This window comes from Amylibacter sp. SFDW26, from assembly GCF_009184395.1.
In the GTDB taxonomy this organism is placed as follows: domain Bacteria; phylum Pseudomonadota; class Alphaproteobacteria; order Rhodobacterales; family Rhodobacteraceae; genus Amylibacter.
The window spans coordinates 156,079-174,008 of the sequence record NZ_WEIC01000001.1 but is presented as its reverse complement, the minus strand read 5'-3'; the positions used below and the strand labels follow the sequence as shown (position 1 = coordinate 174,008).

Sequence of the window (17,930 nt, the reverse complement as noted above, 5' to 3'; positions counted from 1 at the left end):
CGGCTTTTGCCATATAATTTGAAAAGGCGATTTTAAATGTCCATTTGGGTCAAAATATCCGAGGCTATATCCGCGTTAGCGGCAGGGGAAAGTCTGTCTTCCATATTGGAAAAGCTACAAACGCCACCTGAAAAAAGCTTGGCTTTTACGATTGCTGTAATCGGTTTGGGCGCAAAGATGGCCAAGGCAGACGGTGTGGTAACACGCGATGAAGTCTCTGCATTCAGACAGTTTTTCCAAGTTGCAAAAAAGGACGAAAAAGAAGCCGCGCGTGTTTTCAATTTGGCGCGCCAAGATGTGGCTGGCTATGAAGTCTATGCGCAAAAGATCGCAAAGATGTTTGACAAAGACAGCGATATTCTGGCCGATCTTTTGGAAGGCTTGTTTTATATCGCAATGGCGGATGGGCGTTATCACCCAGCCGAAGATGATTACGTGCATCAAGTTTCGCAAATATTTGAGGTCGATGATGTGACGTATCGCAGTTTTAAAACGCGGTTTATTCCCGATCATCCACCAGATGCTTATCAAGTTTTAGGTGTATCACCTGATATGTCTTATGATGAAATTCACGATGTTTGGCGCCAAAAAATCCGCGAAACCCATCCTGATGTTATGATCGCACACGGTTTGCCCGAAGAGGCCGTGAAATTGGCCACACGCCGTATGATCGCGATCAATAAAGCGTGGGATGAAATCTGTGATATACATGAGGATGCTTGATGCGCTTTGCCACATATAACGTTGAATGGTTTGCGAAGCTTTTCGACGATAAAAACGCGCTGATCCTTGATCACAGTTGGTCGGGGCGTCACGATGTGACAAAGCAACAGCAGATCGAAGCCTTGGGCAAAGTGTTTCAGGCGATGGATGCGGATGGCATTATGGTGATCGAGGCGCCAAATGCGGGTAACGAGCAATCCTCGGTTATAGCCTTAGAGAATTTCGCCAAGCATTTTGGGTTGCGTCAGAACAAAGCCGTTGTTGGATTTACCAATGATACAATGCAGGAAATCGCATTTCTGTATGACCCGACAAAGATGGATGCCTATCACGATCCACAGGGACGTGAAACAACGACAGATGGCGCACGCAATGCCCCACGTTTTGATGGAGTGTTCCGGCTGGATGTCGATGTGGATGATGCACCAGATAAGATTGTTTTTTCCAAGCCGCCATTGGAATTGGTTGTATTGCCGAATGACGGGCCAGAATTACGTATGATTGGTGTTCACGCCAAATCCAAAGCACCGCATGGGGCCAAGAATGAAAAGGATGCCGTGCGCATATCCATTTCCAACCGCCGCAAGCAATTGGCGCAATGTATTTGGTTGCGCCAACGGGTGGATGATCATCTGAATGATAGTGAGAATTTAATAGTTTTAGGTGATCTTAATGATGGCCCTGGTTTGGATGAATATGAAAAACTATTTGGTCAATCAGGTGTAGAGATTGTTATGGGTGTTAAGAAGCCCAAAGAGGCTACGTTACGTGAACCCCATGCCGAAGCTGCTATGCGGGCACGCCATGGTGCTGCCCCCACCACATCGCGGTTTTACAATCATAGAACCAAAACATATCTGAACGCTTTGCTGGATTTCATCATGGTTTCCCCAAAGCTTACTGATACACAGAATGCCCAATGGAAAATTTGGCATCCGTTTAATGATCCAGATTGCTATGGCAGCGATGAGATTTGTAAAGCTTTGCTAACGGCATCGGATCATTTTCCAGTGACTGTAGACTTTACGTTCACCTAATTGTCTTCTGCTGTCATCCGCTCCCAGATTGCTTGGGCAACGATGCCAAATGTGCGATCTCTGCGGCGTATTTTATAGAGGCTGGAGCGCTCCAAAGGATAACCTTCCACGTTCAAATAGACCAATTGACCAGAAGCAATTTCATCGGCAATTAGATGGTCTGGAAGACCACCCCATCCCATTTTTGCTAGCACGATTTCCTTTTTGGTCAGGAAATCTGAAACCGTCCATCGCAAACCACCTGGTAACAAGCCACGGCTTTGTTCAAATGCGCCACTGCTGCTGTCGGCAACCACGACCTGGACATAACTTTGCATTTCACTGATTGTTTTCATGTGTTTCGTACGACTGGGTTCAAAGTCTGGATGGGCAACTGGGCCTATTGCGACGGATGATATAGGTTCTGCCTCAACCTGCTCAACGGGAACACCGTCCATTTTTGCTACGATGATGTCGGCATCATTACGTAAAAGTTGTTCAATGGGTCCACCCATACTTTCCCTTGCAAGTCGAATATGTGTGCTGGGGAAATCAGCAGAAACCTCGCCTATTATCTTTAATAGATTTGTTAAAGGATATGTCGCTGTCACCGCGATGAACACTTCTGCTTCGTGGTCCGCGCTTAGCCCTTTTGCTGTATTATTTAACTGCTGCATTTGTTGCATGACGCGTGTGGCTTGTCTGTAAAAAACCTTGCCTTGTGATGTCAGTTTTGGCCGATATGTTTCACGGGACAATAAGGTGATATCAATCTGCTCTTCTAATTTTTTAATCATATGGCTGATGGCAGATTGTGATTTGTTTAAACGTTCAGCAGCCCCCCGAAATGTACCCTCTGTCACGATCGCATTCAAAACAACAAGCTGTTCATAAGTCATATATCACCTCAAAATAATGATTACTAAATTAGATCATTTAAATGATTATTCAATATTATTATCGGATCATTATTTATTTTAGACATCGGCATATCCACTCAAACTTCCAAACGGAAAGGAAATGCAAATGAAACTGTTTTATAAACCTGGCGCTTGTTCTTTGGCATCTCATATCATTCTAAATGAAGTCGAAGCCACATTTGATATTGAAAGCGTTGATACCGATGCGGGCCGTACAGAAACCGGACAAGACTATATTAATATCAATCCTAAAGGGTATGTTCCGACTTTAGAATTGGATGACGGCACCCTTCTAAGCGAAGGTGCTTCTGTTTTACAGTATATAGCTGATCAAAACCCAAAAGCGGATTTAGCCCCCCCTATAGGCACAATCGCACGTGCGCGCTTGCATGAACATTTGAATTATACGGCTTCAGAATTACACAAAGCTTTTGGTCCATTTTTCTCGGGCACAGCAACAGATGAAGACAAAGAAAAAGCTGGAGCAAATGTTGTTGAAAAGATGGATTATCTTGAAACACAAATTGGCAACGAAAAACCATATTTGTTGGGGGATAAGTTCAGTGTTGCGGATGCCTATACGTTCGTTGTCTGCAACTGGGCAAATTTCGTAGGTATCGATTTGAATACATGGCCAAATGTTGCGGCTTATGTGGAACGTGTTGGCAGTCGTCCAAGTGCACAAAAAGCCATGCAAGCAGAAGGCTTGATGGGATAATGACCAGCGCGCGCGACACGACAACAATTCTGGAAGCAATGCAGTTGTATTTTGATGGATTATACCATGCGGATACAAAGATATTGGCAAAGGTTTTTCACCCTGATGCACGTTATGTGAATGTAACGGAAAACGATTACATGAATTTTTCCGTCGCTGAGTATTTTGATGCTGTCAGTAAACGCACGCCACCTTCGCAAAATAATGACCCTCGTAATGATGTCATTGAAACCATCACATTTGGTGAGCCAGATATGGCGTTCGTAAGAGCGCGTATGTCCATGATGAGGCGCGATTATCTAGATTTCCTAACCTTCATCAAAACCGATGAGACATGGCAAATCATGTCTAAAATTTTCACCTACAAACCCCAAGAGGACTAACACATGCCTTATGTAAATATAAAAGTAACAAAAGAAGGAGGGCCAGATGGCACAGGCCCTTCTGATGCAGAAAAAGCAGCACTTATTCGTGGTGTGACAGAATTATTAGAAGATATTCTGGGAAAACCACCGACATCGACTTTCGTCGTTATTGACGAGGTCGCTTTGGAAAGTTGGGGCATCGGTGCCTTAACTGTCCCTGAATACAGAGCGTCCTTAAATAAATAGACATTATAAGAGCCGCAGTGATGCGGCTCTTATTGCATTTTGGTAAACATCCTTGTGATCGGGGCTTTTACTTCTGCGCGGAACGGCTTACATCTTTTTCAACACAGAATTTTCAGGAGTCTAATCCCCATGTTTAACCCATTCACAATGCCAAAACCCGATTTACCGCGCGATGTGCGTGACAGCACAAGTGCCGATGGTTTGGGGGATTTGCCAGAATGGGATTTGGATGATCTGTACCCCAGCCAAGATGGGCCAGAGATCAGCAAAGATATGGATTGGCTGGGCAAGGAATGCCCATCCTTTGCCGCAGATTACGAAGGCAAATTGGCTGATCTAGACGCGGCTGGTTTGTTGGACTGTATTCAACGTTATGAGAAAATCCAGAACATCATGGGGCGTATCATGTCCTATGCGGGTTTGCGCTATTACCAAAACACGACGGACGCTGGACGTGGTAAGTTTATGGCAGATATGCAGGGTGACATTACGGATATGTCTACGGCGATGGTGTTCTTTAGCCTTGAATTGAACCGCGTTGATGATGACAAGTTGGATGCGATGGTTGCGGAAAATGCTGATCTGGCGCGCTATAAGCCAATTCTGGATCAAATGCGGGCGATGAAGCCGTATCAACTATCAGATGAAATGGAAAAATTCTTGCATGATCAGTCTGTTGTGGGATCGACGGCGTGGAACCGTTTGTTTGATGAAACTATGGCAGGTCTGACGTTTGATGTAGACGGCGAAGAGATGAATTTGGAAGCAACGTTGAACTTGCTGTCTGATGCTGATCGTTCACGCCGTGAATTGGGCGCCAAGGCATTGGTTGCTGTGTTCAAAGACAACATCAGCCTGTTTGCGCGGATCACCAACACATTGGCCAAAGAAAAAGAGATCGAAGATCGCTGGCGCGGTTTACCAACCCCGCAATCAGGCCGTCACTTGTCGAACCATGTTGAACCTGAAGTGGTAGAAGCGTTGCGCGATGCGGTTGTTGCGGCATACCCGAAGCTATCACACCGTTATTATGCGCTGAAAGCCAAATGGTTAGGGTTTGAGACATTAGAAATGTGGGATCGCAATGCGCCCCTTCCTGATAGTGACGAAACGGCGATTGGTTGGGATGACGCGCGTTCTACTGTGATGGAAGCTTACGCTGATTTCGACCCTGAAATGGCGAAAATTGCAGAACCGTTTTTCGATAAAGGCTGGATTGATGCGGCCGTAAAACCAGGCAAAGCGCCTGGCGCTTTTGCACATCCGACAGTGACGACTGTGCACCCGTATGTGATGTTAAATTACCTTGGAAAACAACGCGATGTGATGACATTGGCGCATGAATTGGGTCATGGTGTGCATCAGGTTTTGGCGGCTGAACAAGGCGAGCTACTTTCTTCAACACCGCTGACTTTGGCCGAAACGGCATCTGTGTTCGGTGAGATGCTGACATTCCGAAAATTGCTGGATGCGGCCCCTGATAAGGCGTCACGCAAACGTATGTTGGCTGGCAAAGTCGAAGATATGATCAACACAGTTGTACGTCAGATCGCATTCTATGATTTTGAATGTAAGCTGCATGCGGCCCGTGCTGAAGGCGAATTAACACCAGATCAGATCAATGAAATTTGGATGTCTGTTCAAGGTGAAAGCCTTGGCCCTGTGTTTAACTTTATGGAAGGGTATGAAACGTTCTGGGCTTATATACCACATTTCATTCACTCCCCATTCTATGTCTACGCCTATGCATTCGGTGATGGCTTGGTAAATGCGCTTTATGCAGTTTACGCAGAAGGCGATCCTGATTTCCAAGCGAAGTATTTTGATATGCTGCGTGCAGGTGGATCGAAACATCACAAAGAACTGTTGGCACCTTTTGGGTTGGATGCCAGTGACCCTAAGTTCTGGGATAAGGGGTTAAGCCTGATCAGCTCTATGATCGATGAACTGGAAGCGATGGAAGAGTGACATCACTTAAGGACGATGGGTATGTCTGGCTGCGTAATGCGGTTGCAGAGCCAGACATTCTGAATATTGAGAACCTACTCAGCAAAGCAATGATGCCTGGGCAGCGTATCAAGCTTGATACTCAGATATTATCTGTACTTAATAATGAAGGGTCCATAGGGCAAAGAATTGCGCCATATCTTGAGAACCCCAAAGCGACTCGTCTTGTTTCATTTGATAAAAGCAACACAATGAATTGGGCCGTCCCATGGCACCAAGATCGTGTCATTGCAGTAAATGAGAAAGCTGATTTAGACGGGTTTAAAAGTTGGACGCGAAAATCTGAGGTTTGGCATTGCGAACCGCCAACAGACATACTTGAAAATATGTTATTCGTTCGTCTTCATTTGGATGACTCAACATTTGAGAATGGCCCGATGGAAATAATTCCGCGTAGCCATAAACTAGGAATAATTCCTGCAGTGGATGCAGATGCAATCTCAAATAAGATGGCATCGCATATTTGCACAGCAAAAAGGGGTGATATTCTTATTATGAATATGCTGATATTACACCGATCGAAGCCATCAAAAAATCCATCACCAAGACGAACCCTTCGTATTGATTACGCAAACTTCGATTTACCATTTCCTTTAGAGTGGTCTTCATAAGCTTAATCCTATTTTAAATTAATAAATTCTACGCTACGTCAAACTGGCAATTGAAAACGGCTCATGCTTACATTTCTCAATAATATTGGGAGGTATAGCACATGGGCCGTATTCGTTTCACATACTTTGGTAATGGATCATAAAAGATGAGGAAATTCACACTCTACGGTTGGCATCTGTCTTATTATACAGGGAAATTGTTGTGTTACATGACCCACAAAGGTGTTCCTTTTGAGTTGAAAAAGGTGAATGCTTTTACCTTGATTGGCCCAATCAAAAAACGGTTTCGTGCGATTGTTATGCCTGTGATCGTCACGCCCAAAGGGGAATGGTTGCAAGATACCAGCGATATCATTGATCAGTTCGAAGCATCCTATACTGACAATCCAATGATACCAGACAGTCCCGTTCAGAGGTTTGCAGCACATCTGTTAGAAACATGGGGGGATGAAAACTGGATACCTGTTTCGTTAATGGCGCGCTGGAACCATCCTGAGAATTATGATGCGTTTAAGGCCGAAGCGGGCCCTGCTTTACTGCCTTGGTTCCCAAAGTTTATTCAAAATAAAGCCGTTGCAAAAATTGCATCTGGTTTGAAAAGTTATTTACCTGCATTGGGTGTGACGCCTGAACAATGTCCTTTGTTGGAAAAAGAAGTCATTGCGCATTTGGATGCATTGGATGCGCATTTCGCTGAACATCAATATCTGTTGGGGGATTGCCCATCCCTTGCAGATTTTGGACTGGCGGGGCCATTGGTGGCGCATTTAGCCCATGATCCCTGGCCCAATCGCGAATGGATTGCACCACGTAAAAACTTGACGGCTTGGGTGGAACGCATTTCTAAAGGCGATGATGGTAACAATTCATCATGGTTGGCAAATGATGAAATGACCAAGACGCTTCAACCAATATTCGAAAGCATTGCACGTGATTTCTTACCCACCATTGAAGCCACTTTGGCAAAGACTTTAGAAATCGCTGCAAGCCGTCCAGCGGGAAAAGTATTACCGCGCTCCATTGCAGATATCAGTGTTCCAAAAGCTGGTGGGACATATAAGTGCAATGCTTCCCCATTCGTATTGTGGAAGATGCAGCGTATCCAGAGTGTCTATAAATCTATGGCTGAAAAAGATCAGCAAGCCGTGCGAACATGGCTTGCTGGGTTAGACGCAGAGGGATTTATTGATATGGAAATCCCAAAAATGAAGCGCAATGGGCTGCGCGTGAAATTCGTATAGGCTTAAGCCTTCATCATTCCACGTTCAACAGCCAGTTCGCGCATCTTTTCCTGAAGTTTTTCAAACGCACGCACTTCGATTTGACGGATACGTTCGCGGCTGACATTATATTGCTCGGACAGCTCTTCCAACGTTACGGCTTTGTCTTGCAGCTTACGTTTGCTTAAAATGTCCTGTTCACGTTCATTCAGCACAACGATGGCTTCGGCCATTAACTCACGGCGCGCATCCATTTCATCGCGTTCTGCGTAATCTGCTGCTTGGTCTGCATCATCATCCTCGAGCCAATCTTGGAATTCCGCAGCACCTTCGCCGTCATCACCACCCACACGCACGTTTAAGGATGCGTCACCCCCTGACATGCGGCGGTTCATGGATGTGACTTCGTCTTCGGTCACATTCAGATCGCTGGCGATTTTAGCCACGTGTTCTGGACGCATATCGCCATCTTCCAAGACGCCGATTTTGTTTTTGGCTTTGCGCAGATTAAAGAACAATTTCTTTTGTGCAGATGTCGTACCCATTTTCACAAGCGACCAGCTGCGCAACACGAATTCTTGGATGCTGGCACGGATCCACCACATGGCATAGGTCGACAGGCGAAAGCCCTTTTCAGGATCAAAGCGTTTTACAGCCTGCATCAGGCCAACATTTGCCTCTGATACGACTTCAGCCGTAGGTAATCCATAACCACGGTAGCCCATAGCGATTTTTGCGGCCAAACGCAGGTGAGATGTCACCAATTTATGCGCAGCTTCAGGGTCTTCGCGTTCGACCCATGCTTTGGCCAGCATGTATTCTTCTTCGGCTTCCAGCATCGGGAATTTCCGAATTTCTTGCATATAACTGTTCAGTCCCTGTTCCGGGGACGGTGCGGGTAGGTTTGTGTAACTCATGATAACCCCCTTGGTGTTAAGTTATATCTTAGATGGGTATTGGGCAGCCATTTTTCAAGATATGCGTGCGTTATACAACCTAAAGATGGGCTAAAGGTTAAAAAATGGTAAAAAACCGCCTATTTTTCATTTAATCTATAGTAATCAATAAATTATCTTGAGAAAATCTTTTCCAATTCTTGTAAGTCGTCGGGTAATTCTGACGTAAACTCTACAAATTCTTGTGATACAGGGTGAACAAAGCCTAATGACGCTGCGTGAAGAGCTTGGCGATTAAACCCACTTAAAAACGCTTGTTCAGAGGGTTCAAAATTTGCCATAGGCAAGGTTTTACGCTTGCCATAGATCGGATCACCGACCAAACCGTGGCCGATATGGTTAGCGTGAACACGGATTTGGTGCGTGCGCCCTGTTTCCAACCAGCATTCGATTTTCGCAGCAAAGGGGCGTTCAACGGGCCCGTAATAATCCGTCGTGATCATACGCGTGATTGCGTGGCGACCTGAATCCGTCACAACAGCCATACGTTTACGGTCTGTTTTATGGCGCGCGATGTTTGTGGCAACTCGAATTATGGCCCCATCTTCAAAAGCTACACCATTCAGGCCTGCGATACGTGGATCAGAACGGCTGGGGGCCCCATGCGTAAAGGCGATGTAGCGGCGTTTAATCGAATGATCCGCAAATTGCTTGGCCAGCCCTTGGTGTGCCACATCAGATTTCGCAATCACCAGAATACCAGAGGTGTCTTTATCGATACGGTGCACGATACCTGGGCGTTTTGTACCACCAACACCAGACAGGGTGTCACCACAATGATGCAGCAATGCATTCACCAAGGTCCCTGTTTCAGAACCAGGTGCAGGATGAACAACCATACCGCTTTCCTTGTTCACAACGATCAAGTCATCATCTTCGTAGATCACATCAATTGGGATATCTTCGGGTTCTGCATTCAAACTGACAGGTTCAGGCATAATCACTTGCCATTCTTCACCTGCCTGCCCTTTGGTTTTCAGAACCGTCACAACATCCCCGCCCACACGAGACACAGAACCACCTTCGATCAATTTAGTTAACATTGAACGACTTAATGTCATGCCCTCTGGCACAACCTGTGCTAAGGCTTTATCAAGACGAGGCGCAGGCGCATCTGAAAGCGTCAAAATAACGATACGATCGCTTTGATCATTAACGGGGTCCGACATGGATGAACTTTCCGACGATTATGTAGAGCCTAAAAGCATTACGCTGCTGCGCAGACTGGTGACAGTCCTACTGGTGGTTATGATTGTCGGCTTTGTAGCGTTGATTTTGACCCTTGTCATGCGATTACGGTCAGATAGTCCTGTTTTACCTTTACCAAGCAGCATTACCTTGCCCGATGGGTCCGTAGCAGAGACTTTTACGCAAGGTGTTGATTGGTATGCTGTGGTCACAACAGATAGACGTGTGTTGATTTTTGATCGTGCGACCGGTGAATTGCGTCAGACGATGGAAATTGAAAAATAACCCAAGGCTGTACTTGCATCCGCCCCCTATACAAACCATATTCTTGCAATGAGTCTGCCACCTGGTTTTATTGATGAATTACGGGACCGTTCCTCGATCGCTCAGGTCGTTGGGCGTAAGGTCACTTGGGATGCGAAAAAATCCAATCCAGGCAAAGGCGATTATTGGGCGCCCTGCCCGTTTCATGCCGAAAAAACAGCCTCTTTTCATGTCGAAGACCAGAAAGGGTTTTATTACTGTTTTGGCTGTCATGCGAAGGGCAATGTTTACAGTTTTATCCAAGAAACCGAAAACGTGAATTTCATGGAAGCGGTGGAAATTTTGGCACGCGAAGCTGGCATGCCGATGCCCGCGCGCGATCCTGCCGCCCAGCAAAAAGCAGATAAACGGACAGTTCTGGTCGATATTATGGAACAGGCGGTTCAATATTACCGTTTGCAGTTGCGTACCAACCATGCAGAAGCAGCACGGGCCTATTTGGACAATCGCGGTTTGCCAGAAAGCACGTTGGAAGAGTTTCAGATTGGCTATGCCGATAATTCGCGCAATGGGTTGTTTGGACATCTAACTGGCAAAGGGGTGAAGCCCGAGGATATCGTTGAGGCAGGGTTGGCGATTAAACCTGACGATGGCGGTAATCCGTTTGACCGTTTCCGTAACCGTATCATGTTCCCCATTCGCGATGCGCGTGGGCGATGTACGGCCTTTGGTGGTCGGGCGATGGATGCAAATCAGCCTGCGAAATATCTGAATTCACCAGAGACGCCTTTGTTTGACAAAGGGCGTTCGCTTTACAACCACAAACCTGCCCGTGAAGCGGCTGGTAAGGCGGAAAGCTTGATTGTGGCCGAAGGCTATATGGATGTGATTGCCCTGTCCCAAGCAGGGTTCAAGCATGCGGTGGCTCCTTTGGGTACAGCGATTACAGCGGATCAATTACAGCTGATGTGGCGCATGTGCCCAGAGCCGATTATTGCGCTGGATGGTGATAAGGCTGGTATACGCGCTGCGATGCGGTTGATTGATCTATCGCTACCTTTGTTAGAAGCAGGTAAGTCGTTGCGGTTTTGTATCATGCCCGAGGGGCAAGACCCTGATGATTTGATCAAGGCGCAAGGGGCGAAAGCCATGCAAGCGTTGTTGGATAATGCGCAGCCGATGGTGAAACTGCTGTGGCAGCGCGAAACTGAAGGTAAGGATTTTGACAGCCCAGAACGACGGGCCGCATTGGATGCAAGCCTTCGGGCTTTACTGAATACGATCCAAGATCGGTCGATCAAGTCGCATTATGGACAGGTGATCAAAGACTTCCGCTATGACTTGTTTGCCCGTAAGCGTAGTCAAAATACGTTTCAACCGGGGGCTTGGAAAAAGAACACACCAAAGAAACCGATGGCAGGAACCAAAGGTTCATTGCTTGCTCAAAATGAACAAGCTGATAAGCGGATGCGCGAAGCTGTGATCCTGTTAGCGGCCTTACGAAACCCACAAGCCGCTTTGAAAATGGAAACTGCGTTGGAAAAATGCCGTATAGCATCGCAAGATTACAAAGAAATCCAGAACCAGCTCTTGGCAAATCTACATGACGACCTATCTAACGAAGATGCTTCTGATGCGTTAAATTTCAAAATGATGGATGCTTTGGGATATGACCCTATTGATCATCTGTGCGGAATTAAAGCGGTTCGGGAGCATCCATATTTAAAACAAAATGCTGATCCTGCAATGACAGAGCGGGTTCTTGACGAAGAATTAACCAAACATGCTGCAATTTTAGGAGCATTACATGAAATTCGCGAAGCGGAAGAAGATTTAACACGAATGGCCGATGAAAGCACCACTTGGCGGGTGCAACAAGCCACAGAAGCGCGTAATAGCGCCACTAAGACAGACTATGGAAATGAAGATAATTCGGGCGATGATAGTGATAATTTATCACAACAACTGCAAAAAATGCTCGATGATCAGATTTGGGTAAAGAAAAAGCCGTAAAAGCATTGCGAATCACTGCGGCAATGTATTGATTCGCGTTCAGCGGGAATGATTCGTTTTTCGAATCAGTTATAGGAGTAACACATGGCAGCTAAAGACACTGAAGTGGGTAAGAACGAGCAAGCAGAAGGTGCTAATTCTATCTCTGACAGCAGTCAGGCCGACATCAAAAAAATGATCTCTGTTGCGCGTGAGCGTGGCTATATCACTTATGACGAGCTGAACGAAGTTTTACCACCTGATCAAGTGTCTTCGGAACAAATCGAAGATGTGATGTCTATGCTATCAGAGATGGGCATCAATATCATCGAAGCGGATGAGCTGGAAGATGAAGGTGCGCGTGAACTGACTGTTGTAGAAACAGACAAAAAAGAACTCGCGCTTGCCAACACTGGCGAAGCCAAACTTGACCGCACAGATGACCCTGTTCGTATGTACCTGCGTGAAATGGGTTCTGTTGAGTTGTTGTCCCGCGAAGGCGAAATTGCGATTGCGAAACGTATCGAAGCGGGTCGTAACACGATGATCGCAGGGCTTTGTGAAAGCCCACTGACATTCCAAGCGATTACAATTTGGCGCGAAGAACTTTTGGAAGAAGAAATTCTGCTGCGTGATGTGATCGATCTGGAAACCACATTTGGTAACTCTATGGAAGGCGATGATGTTGAACCCATCGCCAGCACATTGGGATCAACGCCCGCGAACATGAAGCCTGCTCCTGTTAAAAAAGAACCAGAAGTCGAAGTTGATGCAGATGGCAATCCAATCCGCAACGACGATGATGACGAGGATGAAGATGATGCAGCAAACCTATCGCTTGCAGCGATGGAAGCAGCACTAAAACCTGAGGTTCTAAGCACATTAGCAAAAATTGCTAAGAGCTATAACAAGCTTGCTGAAATGCAGGACGTTCGTATTTCTGCAACTTTGAACGAAGATTCAACATTCACCGCCAAAGAAGAAAAAGCATACCAAACTTTGCGCACAAAATTGGTTGAGCAAGTGAATGCACTTCACTTCCACAACAACCGTATTGAAGCGTTGATTGACCAGTTGTACGGCATTAACCGTAAAATCATGTCACTGGACAGTGGTATGGTAAAACTGGCTGACCAATCCCGCATCAACCGTCGTGAGTTTATCGATGCTTACCGCGGGTCAGAACTTGATCCGATGTGGCTGGATAATATTGCCGAAAAAGACGGTCGTGGCTGGGGTGTATTTATCGAAAAGCATCGTGAAAAAGCCGAAGAAATTCGTGCTGAAATGGCGCAAGTCGGTCAATATGTCGGCGTGGATATTTCTGAATACCGCCGCATCGTGAACCAAGTGCAAAAGGGTGAAAAAGAAGCCCGCATCGCGAAAAAAGAGATGGTCGAAGCCAACCTACGTTTGGTGATTTCCATTGCTAAAAAATATACGAACCGTGGCCTACAGTTCTTGGATTTGATCCAAGAAGGTAACATCGGTTTGATGAAAGCGGTTGATAAGTTTGAATATCGCCGTGGTTATAAGTTTAGTACGTACGCCACATGGTGGATCCGTCAAGCGATCACGCGTTCGATTGCAGATCAGGCCCGTACAATCCGTATTCCTGTGCATATGATCGAAACGATCAACAAATTGGTGCGGACTGGTCGCCAGATGTTGCACGAAATTGGCCGCGAGCCAACACCAGAAGAATTGTCAGCCAAACTGCAAATGCCGCTGGAAAAAGTGCGCAAAGTTATGAAAATCGCGAAAGAACCGATTTCTTTGGAAACGCCAATTGGTGACGAAGAAGATTCACAATTGGGCGATTTCATCGAAGATAAGAATGCGATCTTGCCATTGGACAGCGCCATTCAGGGCAACCTGAAAGAAACAACAACACGTGTGTTGGCATCGCTGACACCACGCGAAGAACGTGTATTGCGTATGCGCTTTGGTATTGGCATGAACACCGACCATACTTTGGAAGAAGTGGGCCAGCAGTTCAGCGTGACACGCGAACGTATCCGTCAGATCGAAGCGAAAGCATTGCGGAAGTTGAAACATCCAAGCAGATCACGCAAGTTGCGCAGCTTCTTGGATCAATAGAATTTAAGGCACCTTCGGGTGCCTTTTTCATTACATTGACACAACTTAGCCTTCCGCCCTACGGTTTACGCAACCCAAAGGAACAGTGCCTATGTCCACTTTAGCTCTTATCATTGTCGTGATTATCGCCATCCTACATCTTTATATCGCTTGGTTCGAAATGTTTGCATGGACCAGCCGCGGGCCGAAAATATTTAAAAGCTTTCCAAAGGATTTGTTTGAGCCCACGAAAGCTATGGCCGCAAATCAAGGGCTTTATAATGGATTTCTTGCAGCTGGATTAATCTGGTCTTTGTTTATCCAAGATCCTGTCTGGCAACCTCACATTGCGATTTGTTTTCTGCTTTTTGTAGCAGTTGCAGGCGTTTACGGTGCCGCAACAGCATCCAAGCGCATCTTATATGTCCAAACTGTTCCAGCAGTCCTAGGCTTATTTTTGGTGTTTCTTGGATAATATCTGTTTGCCGAATTAGGGTTCCATTTGGAACCATTCAGCTTATACCCAACATATGGATCAAACCTCGGACATCATAAGCACGGTACAGACCCAAGATACGATCGTTTTTGATGGCACTTGTGTTTTGTGCAACGGGTTTATGAAATTCATTTTACGGTTTGATCGACAAAAGAACTTTAAATTCCTTACAGCCCAATCTGACAATGGTCAGGTACTTTATAAGCATCATGATCTTGATCCGACCGATTTCGATACTTTCCTTGTGTTTGTAGACGGTCAGCTACACGAACGGTTGGATGGTGTTCTGGCGATTTATTCTAAACTTGGCTGGCCTTGGAAAATTGCGGGGGTCGCACATATCTTGCCCCGCACAATTAAGAACTGGCTCTATGCCCGTGTTGCCAAGAACCGTTATGCGATCTTTGGGCAATATGATGCATGTATGATGCCCACACCCGATATCAAAGCGCGGTTTCTGGATTAGGCAAGGATGCCTGGGCGCACGCCTGACAACTCCATAGCCAATAGGTAGAATATCCACAGCACATAGAATTTTCGGGCGGATTTTGTTTGTTCATCCGTCAGTGCATATCCCAAAATACAATTCATCGATAAGAATACATTTTCATTGCGTGTGGAATAAATGATCACCACGAACAGCAGTAGTGCGTAATGCACCCATATACCCATACGCGCGCGCAGCAGCAATGCGGCTTCCATCAGGAATTGTGCTGCAAGCGATGTATATGTCAGGCCCATTATCAAGATTGTGATGCCTGCGGGCACGGCCAAGGGCAGTGAATTGCCCGTTTGTGGCATTGTATTTGCCAACCCTCGGCGCCCTGCTAGGTTTTCATGTACGACGTTAAACCAATCAGGATAGAATAACGAAATCAACACTTTGAACATATTTCCAGATAGGATGTAGTCGCCAATCAGATTGCCGCTCATGTAATAGGGCGAGGATAGTTTCTGTACCAACGCCAAGCCCATAAGAAGTGTAAGGAACCATAAGGCCATTTTTTGCATCAAAGCTTCGCCATTTTCTGCGACGACCGCGATCATCAGTGCAAGGCCGATGTAGGCAATCACAAATCCATGGTTCGCGATGACATAGAAATTCAGATAGACGTTGATCAACAGCATCACCGATGACACGGCCAACATCCAAAACCATCTGCGATTTTCAGTGCTTGTGATCATGATCAGAAGCGCCCATGGCATAGCGATACGGAATAAAGCTGGGATGTACTCTTTGGTGGTGAAAAACGTAAATACAATCGCTGCAAAAAGGATCATCAGCGTGTGGAAATAATTGTCCGTTGTAAAACGGGTTACAGCTGTCAGAGCGCGGGTGCGGGACTGTGCATTCATATCACTGTCCCCCCATTTGCGTTTCAAACACGATACGGCGCGTGACTTTTTGCGCGTACATATCTTGGACATTTTCATAGATCACAATGCGCATATCATATGGCAGAAATGCATTGCCCACCTTTGGTTGCACACCGCCCGTCAGATCATCCAGCCATGCAGTGCGTGATGCCAGAGTAATGATTTCATCTGCATCTTTTATCGTTGGGTAATAGCGCAGTTTTGCTGCTTTATCAGTGATGCTTTGTAGAAATTGTCCGCCTTTCAGGCTGATCCCATCTTGCCAATTGGCAATGATCTCGTTTTCTGGGTAAAGCCGCATCTGTGCCAACTCACCGCCACTGCGCATTTCCAACCAAACTGTACGGCTGTCGGCATGGGGTTCTGTGTACATGCCAAAACCGCCACCTTTCCACGGGGTTAATGCAGTGGTTTTATGGCTGTAAAATTGAAAGCCAACATTGGCTGTGACCAATATGACCAATAATGCTGCCAATAGTTTTGCATTTTTCCCAATGAACTGCATGATCTGCCCCTTTTACTTGTGCATAACTTACCGCGTTGAAATCCTATCGCCAAGCGTTCATTCACGCGTTATGCACTGTGTATGAGTATGCAAACCACATTTGAAATTCGCACCAATGGTGCTGGCCTATATGAATTCACCCGTGATGTGATACGATGGGTTCAAGAGCAACGTCAAAACAACGGTTTACTGACCCTTTTTGTGCAACACACATCTTGTTCACTGTTGATCCAAGAGAATGCCGATCCAGAGGTGCAGACGGATATGCAGGCGTTTTTTGAACGGTTGGTGCCAGATACGAACCATCCATCCATGTCATATCTGACGCATACCTATGAAGGCCCTGACGATATGCCTGCCCATATCAAAGCCGCCCTTACCCCTGTATCGCTGTCTATCCCTGTGATGAACGGCGCATTGGCGTTGGGCACTTGGCAAGGGATATATCTGTTTGAGCACCGCACACGGCCCCATTCGCGGCGTGTTGTGGCACATTTAAGTCCATAAGGTGTAAGTTATAAACGTCTTCTTTGATTTCCATTCAAGAATAGCAATCTGAATGAAGTTTTAAATGTGCGGGCATGTTAGCGATTATAGGAACGTTAACAAAATCAACATATTAAAAGAGATTACAAAGACATGTTTTATCGCTCTACATTAGCCGCTTTTGCATTATCAGCTGGGATGGTATTTTCGAATACATCCGTACAGGCACAGCAAATTTACGATACAGATCAAAGCCATACAGAGGTTTTATTTCAGTGGAACCATTCAGGTGTCGCTTTGCAGCATGGTGAGTTCACTAAGGTGACGGGGGTTCTTAATCTTGTCGAAGATGCTTTGGAAGAATCTGAAATTAACGTCACTATTGATACGGCAAGTATTTCCACGGGCTATGCCCCGTTGGATGATGTCTTAAAGGGCAGTGAATGGTTCAATGTTGAAAAATACCCCGAAGCTACATTCAAAAGCACATCCATTGAAGTGACTGGAGAGAAAACAGCAAAGGTCACTGGTGATTTAACTATTCGCGGCATCACAAAGCCCGTCGTTTTGGATACGACATTAACGCATTACGGACCTCATCCAGTCGCACAATATGTTGCTTTTTATAAAGGGCAATGGGCTGCGTTTTCTGCCACGACCGAACTCCGCCATCAAGCTTTTGGCATTGGTCCTTATTCGATGGGTGGCATAAAAATCGAAATACATACGAAGTTAAAAGCGCAATAATATTAACTGTAAGT

General features: G+C 45.9%; 20 protein-coding genes. 15 read left to right on the top strand and 5 right to left on the bottom strand.

Annotation, left to right across the window (positions count from 1 at the left end):
* The first annotated feature begins 36 nt into the window (after positions 1-36).
* Complete coding sequence (locus F9L33_RS00920; RefSeq protein WP_152140861.1) at positions 37-723, top strand: molecular chaperone DjiA; 687 nt, start codon at positions 37-39, stop codon at positions 721-723.
* Entirely contained in the window at positions 723-1,760 is a 1,038-nt protein-coding gene (locus tag F9L33_RS00915; RefSeq protein WP_152140860.1) for an endonuclease/exonuclease/phosphatase family protein, read from the top strand. Before F9L33_RS00920 ends, F9L33_RS00915 begins: the two co-directional genes overlap by 1 nt.
* On the opposite strand, the gene F9L33_RS00910 is transcribed toward F9L33_RS00915, so the two are convergent.
* The gene (locus F9L33_RS00910) at positions 1,757-2,638 is read right to left on the bottom strand and encodes a LysR family transcriptional regulator (RefSeq protein WP_152140859.1); all 882 of its coding nucleotides are present in this window, start codon (positions 2,636-2,638) and stop codon (positions 1,757-1,759) included. The genes F9L33_RS00915 and F9L33_RS00910 overlap by 4 nt on opposite strands.
* Before the next feature lie 127 nt (positions 2,639-2,765).
* On the opposite strand from F9L33_RS00910, the gene gstA reads away from it, so the two are divergent.
* The 6 genes from gstA to F9L33_RS00880 all read left to right on the top strand — a co-directional run bounded on the left by gstA (position 2,766) and on the right by F9L33_RS00880 (position 7,847).
* A complete protein-coding gene (gene gstA / locus F9L33_RS00905; protein ID WP_152140858.1) occupies positions 2,766-3,377 on the top strand; it encodes a glutathione transferase GstA in 612 nt (203 codons plus the stop codon).
* Complete coding sequence (locus tag F9L33_RS00900) at positions 3,377-3,760, top strand: nuclear transport factor 2 family protein (RefSeq protein ID WP_193221927.1); 384 nt, start codon at positions 3,377-3,379, stop codon at positions 3,758-3,760. The genes gstA and F9L33_RS00900 overlap by 1 nt, the downstream gene beginning before the upstream one ends.
* Positions 3,761-3,763: 3 nt before the next feature.
* The gene (locus tag F9L33_RS00895; protein WP_152140856.1) at positions 3,764-3,988 is read left to right on the top strand and encodes a 4-oxalocrotonate tautomerase family protein; all 225 of its coding nucleotides are present in this window, start codon (positions 3,764-3,766) and stop codon (positions 3,986-3,988) included.
* 147 nt (positions 3,989-4,135) lie between these two features.
* Positions 4,136-5,956, top strand: coding sequence for a M3 family oligoendopeptidase (locus tag F9L33_RS00890; protein ID WP_226803973.1), 1,821 nt, complete (start codon positions 4,136-4,138; stop codon positions 5,954-5,956).
* A complete protein-coding gene (locus F9L33_RS00885) occupies positions 5,953-6,606 on the top strand; it encodes a phytanoyl-CoA dioxygenase family protein (RefSeq protein WP_152140854.1) in 654 nt (217 codons plus the stop codon). Before F9L33_RS00890 ends, F9L33_RS00885 begins: the two co-directional genes overlap by 4 nt.
* Before the next feature lie 146 nt (positions 6,607-6,752).
* Positions 6,753-7,847: a glutathione S-transferase family protein gene (locus F9L33_RS00880; RefSeq protein ID WP_152140853.1), complete on the top strand. Its 1,095-nt coding sequence runs from the start codon at positions 6,753-6,755 to the stop codon at positions 7,845-7,847.
* Positions 7,848-7,849: 2 nt separating this feature from the next.
* Here F9L33_RS00880 and rpoH read toward each other — a convergent pair whose 3' ends face one another.
* Positions 7,850-8,746 carry an RNA polymerase sigma factor RpoH gene (gene rpoH / locus F9L33_RS00875; RefSeq protein WP_152140852.1) on the bottom strand — a complete coding sequence of 299 codons (897 nt, stop codon included), beginning with the start codon at positions 8,744-8,746 and terminating at the stop codon, positions 7,850-7,852.
* A gap of 149 nt (positions 8,747-8,895) precedes the next feature.
* Positions 8,896-9,951: an RluA family pseudouridine synthase gene (locus F9L33_RS00870; RefSeq protein WP_152140851.1), complete on the bottom strand. Its 1,056-nt coding sequence runs from the start codon at positions 9,949-9,951 to the stop codon at positions 8,896-8,898.
* Here F9L33_RS00870 and F9L33_RS00865 point away from each other — a divergent pair.
* The 5 genes from F9L33_RS00865 (at position 9,950) to F9L33_RS00845 (ending at position 15,267) form a co-directional block, all read left to right on the top strand.
* On the top strand, positions 9,950-10,255 hold the full coding sequence (locus F9L33_RS00865) for a DUF6476 family protein (protein WP_152140850.1): 306 nt from the start codon (positions 9,950-9,952) through the stop codon (positions 10,253-10,255). The genes F9L33_RS00870 and F9L33_RS00865 overlap by 2 nt on opposite strands.
* 48 nt (positions 10,256-10,303) lie before the next feature.
* A complete protein-coding gene (gene dnaG, locus F9L33_RS00860; protein ID WP_152140849.1) occupies positions 10,304-12,247 on the top strand; it encodes a DNA primase in 1,944 nt (647 codons plus the stop codon).
* 84 nt (positions 12,248-12,331) lie between these two features.
* Complete coding sequence (rpoD, locus tag F9L33_RS00855; protein WP_152140848.1) at positions 12,332-14,326, top strand: RNA polymerase sigma factor RpoD; 1,995 nt, start codon at positions 12,332-12,334, stop codon at positions 14,324-14,326.
* Positions 14,327-14,417: 91 nt separating this feature from the next.
* Positions 14,418-14,780 carry a DUF1304 domain-containing protein gene (locus tag F9L33_RS00850; protein WP_152140847.1) on the top strand — a complete coding sequence of 121 codons (363 nt, stop codon included), beginning with the start codon at positions 14,418-14,420 and terminating at the stop codon, positions 14,778-14,780.
* Positions 14,781-14,835: 55 nt separating this feature from the next.
* The gene (locus F9L33_RS00845) at positions 14,836-15,267 is read left to right on the top strand and encodes a thiol-disulfide oxidoreductase DCC family protein (RefSeq protein ID WP_152140846.1); all 432 of its coding nucleotides are present in this window, start codon (positions 14,836-14,838) and stop codon (positions 15,265-15,267) included.
* Here the strand turns inward: F9L33_RS00845 and F9L33_RS00840 are convergent.
* Together F9L33_RS00840 and F9L33_RS00835 are read right to left on the bottom strand one after the other, a co-directional pair.
* Entirely contained in the window at positions 15,264-16,157 is an 894-nt protein-coding gene (locus F9L33_RS00840) for a hypothetical protein (RefSeq protein ID WP_152140845.1), read from the bottom strand. The two genes, F9L33_RS00845 and F9L33_RS00840, sit on opposite strands and share 4 nt — an antisense overlap.
* 1 nt (position 16,158) lies before the next feature.
* Entirely contained in the window at positions 16,159-16,683 is a 525-nt protein-coding gene (locus F9L33_RS00835) for a hypothetical protein (protein WP_152140844.1), read from the bottom strand.
* Between the two features lie 87 nt (positions 16,684-16,770).
* On the opposite strand from F9L33_RS00835, the gene F9L33_RS00830 reads away from it, so the two are divergent.
* Both F9L33_RS00830 and F9L33_RS00825 read left to right on the top strand, forming a co-directional pair.
* On the top strand, positions 16,771-17,190 hold the full coding sequence (locus tag F9L33_RS00830; protein ID WP_152141863.1) for a secondary thiamine-phosphate synthase enzyme YjbQ: 420 nt from the start codon (positions 16,771-16,773) through the stop codon (positions 17,188-17,190).
* 132 nt (positions 17,191-17,322) lie between these two features.
* Entirely contained in the window at positions 17,323-17,916 is a 594-nt protein-coding gene (locus F9L33_RS00825; protein ID WP_152140843.1) for a YceI family protein, read from the top strand.
* The last annotated feature ends 14 nt before the right edge of the window (positions 17,917-17,930 follow it).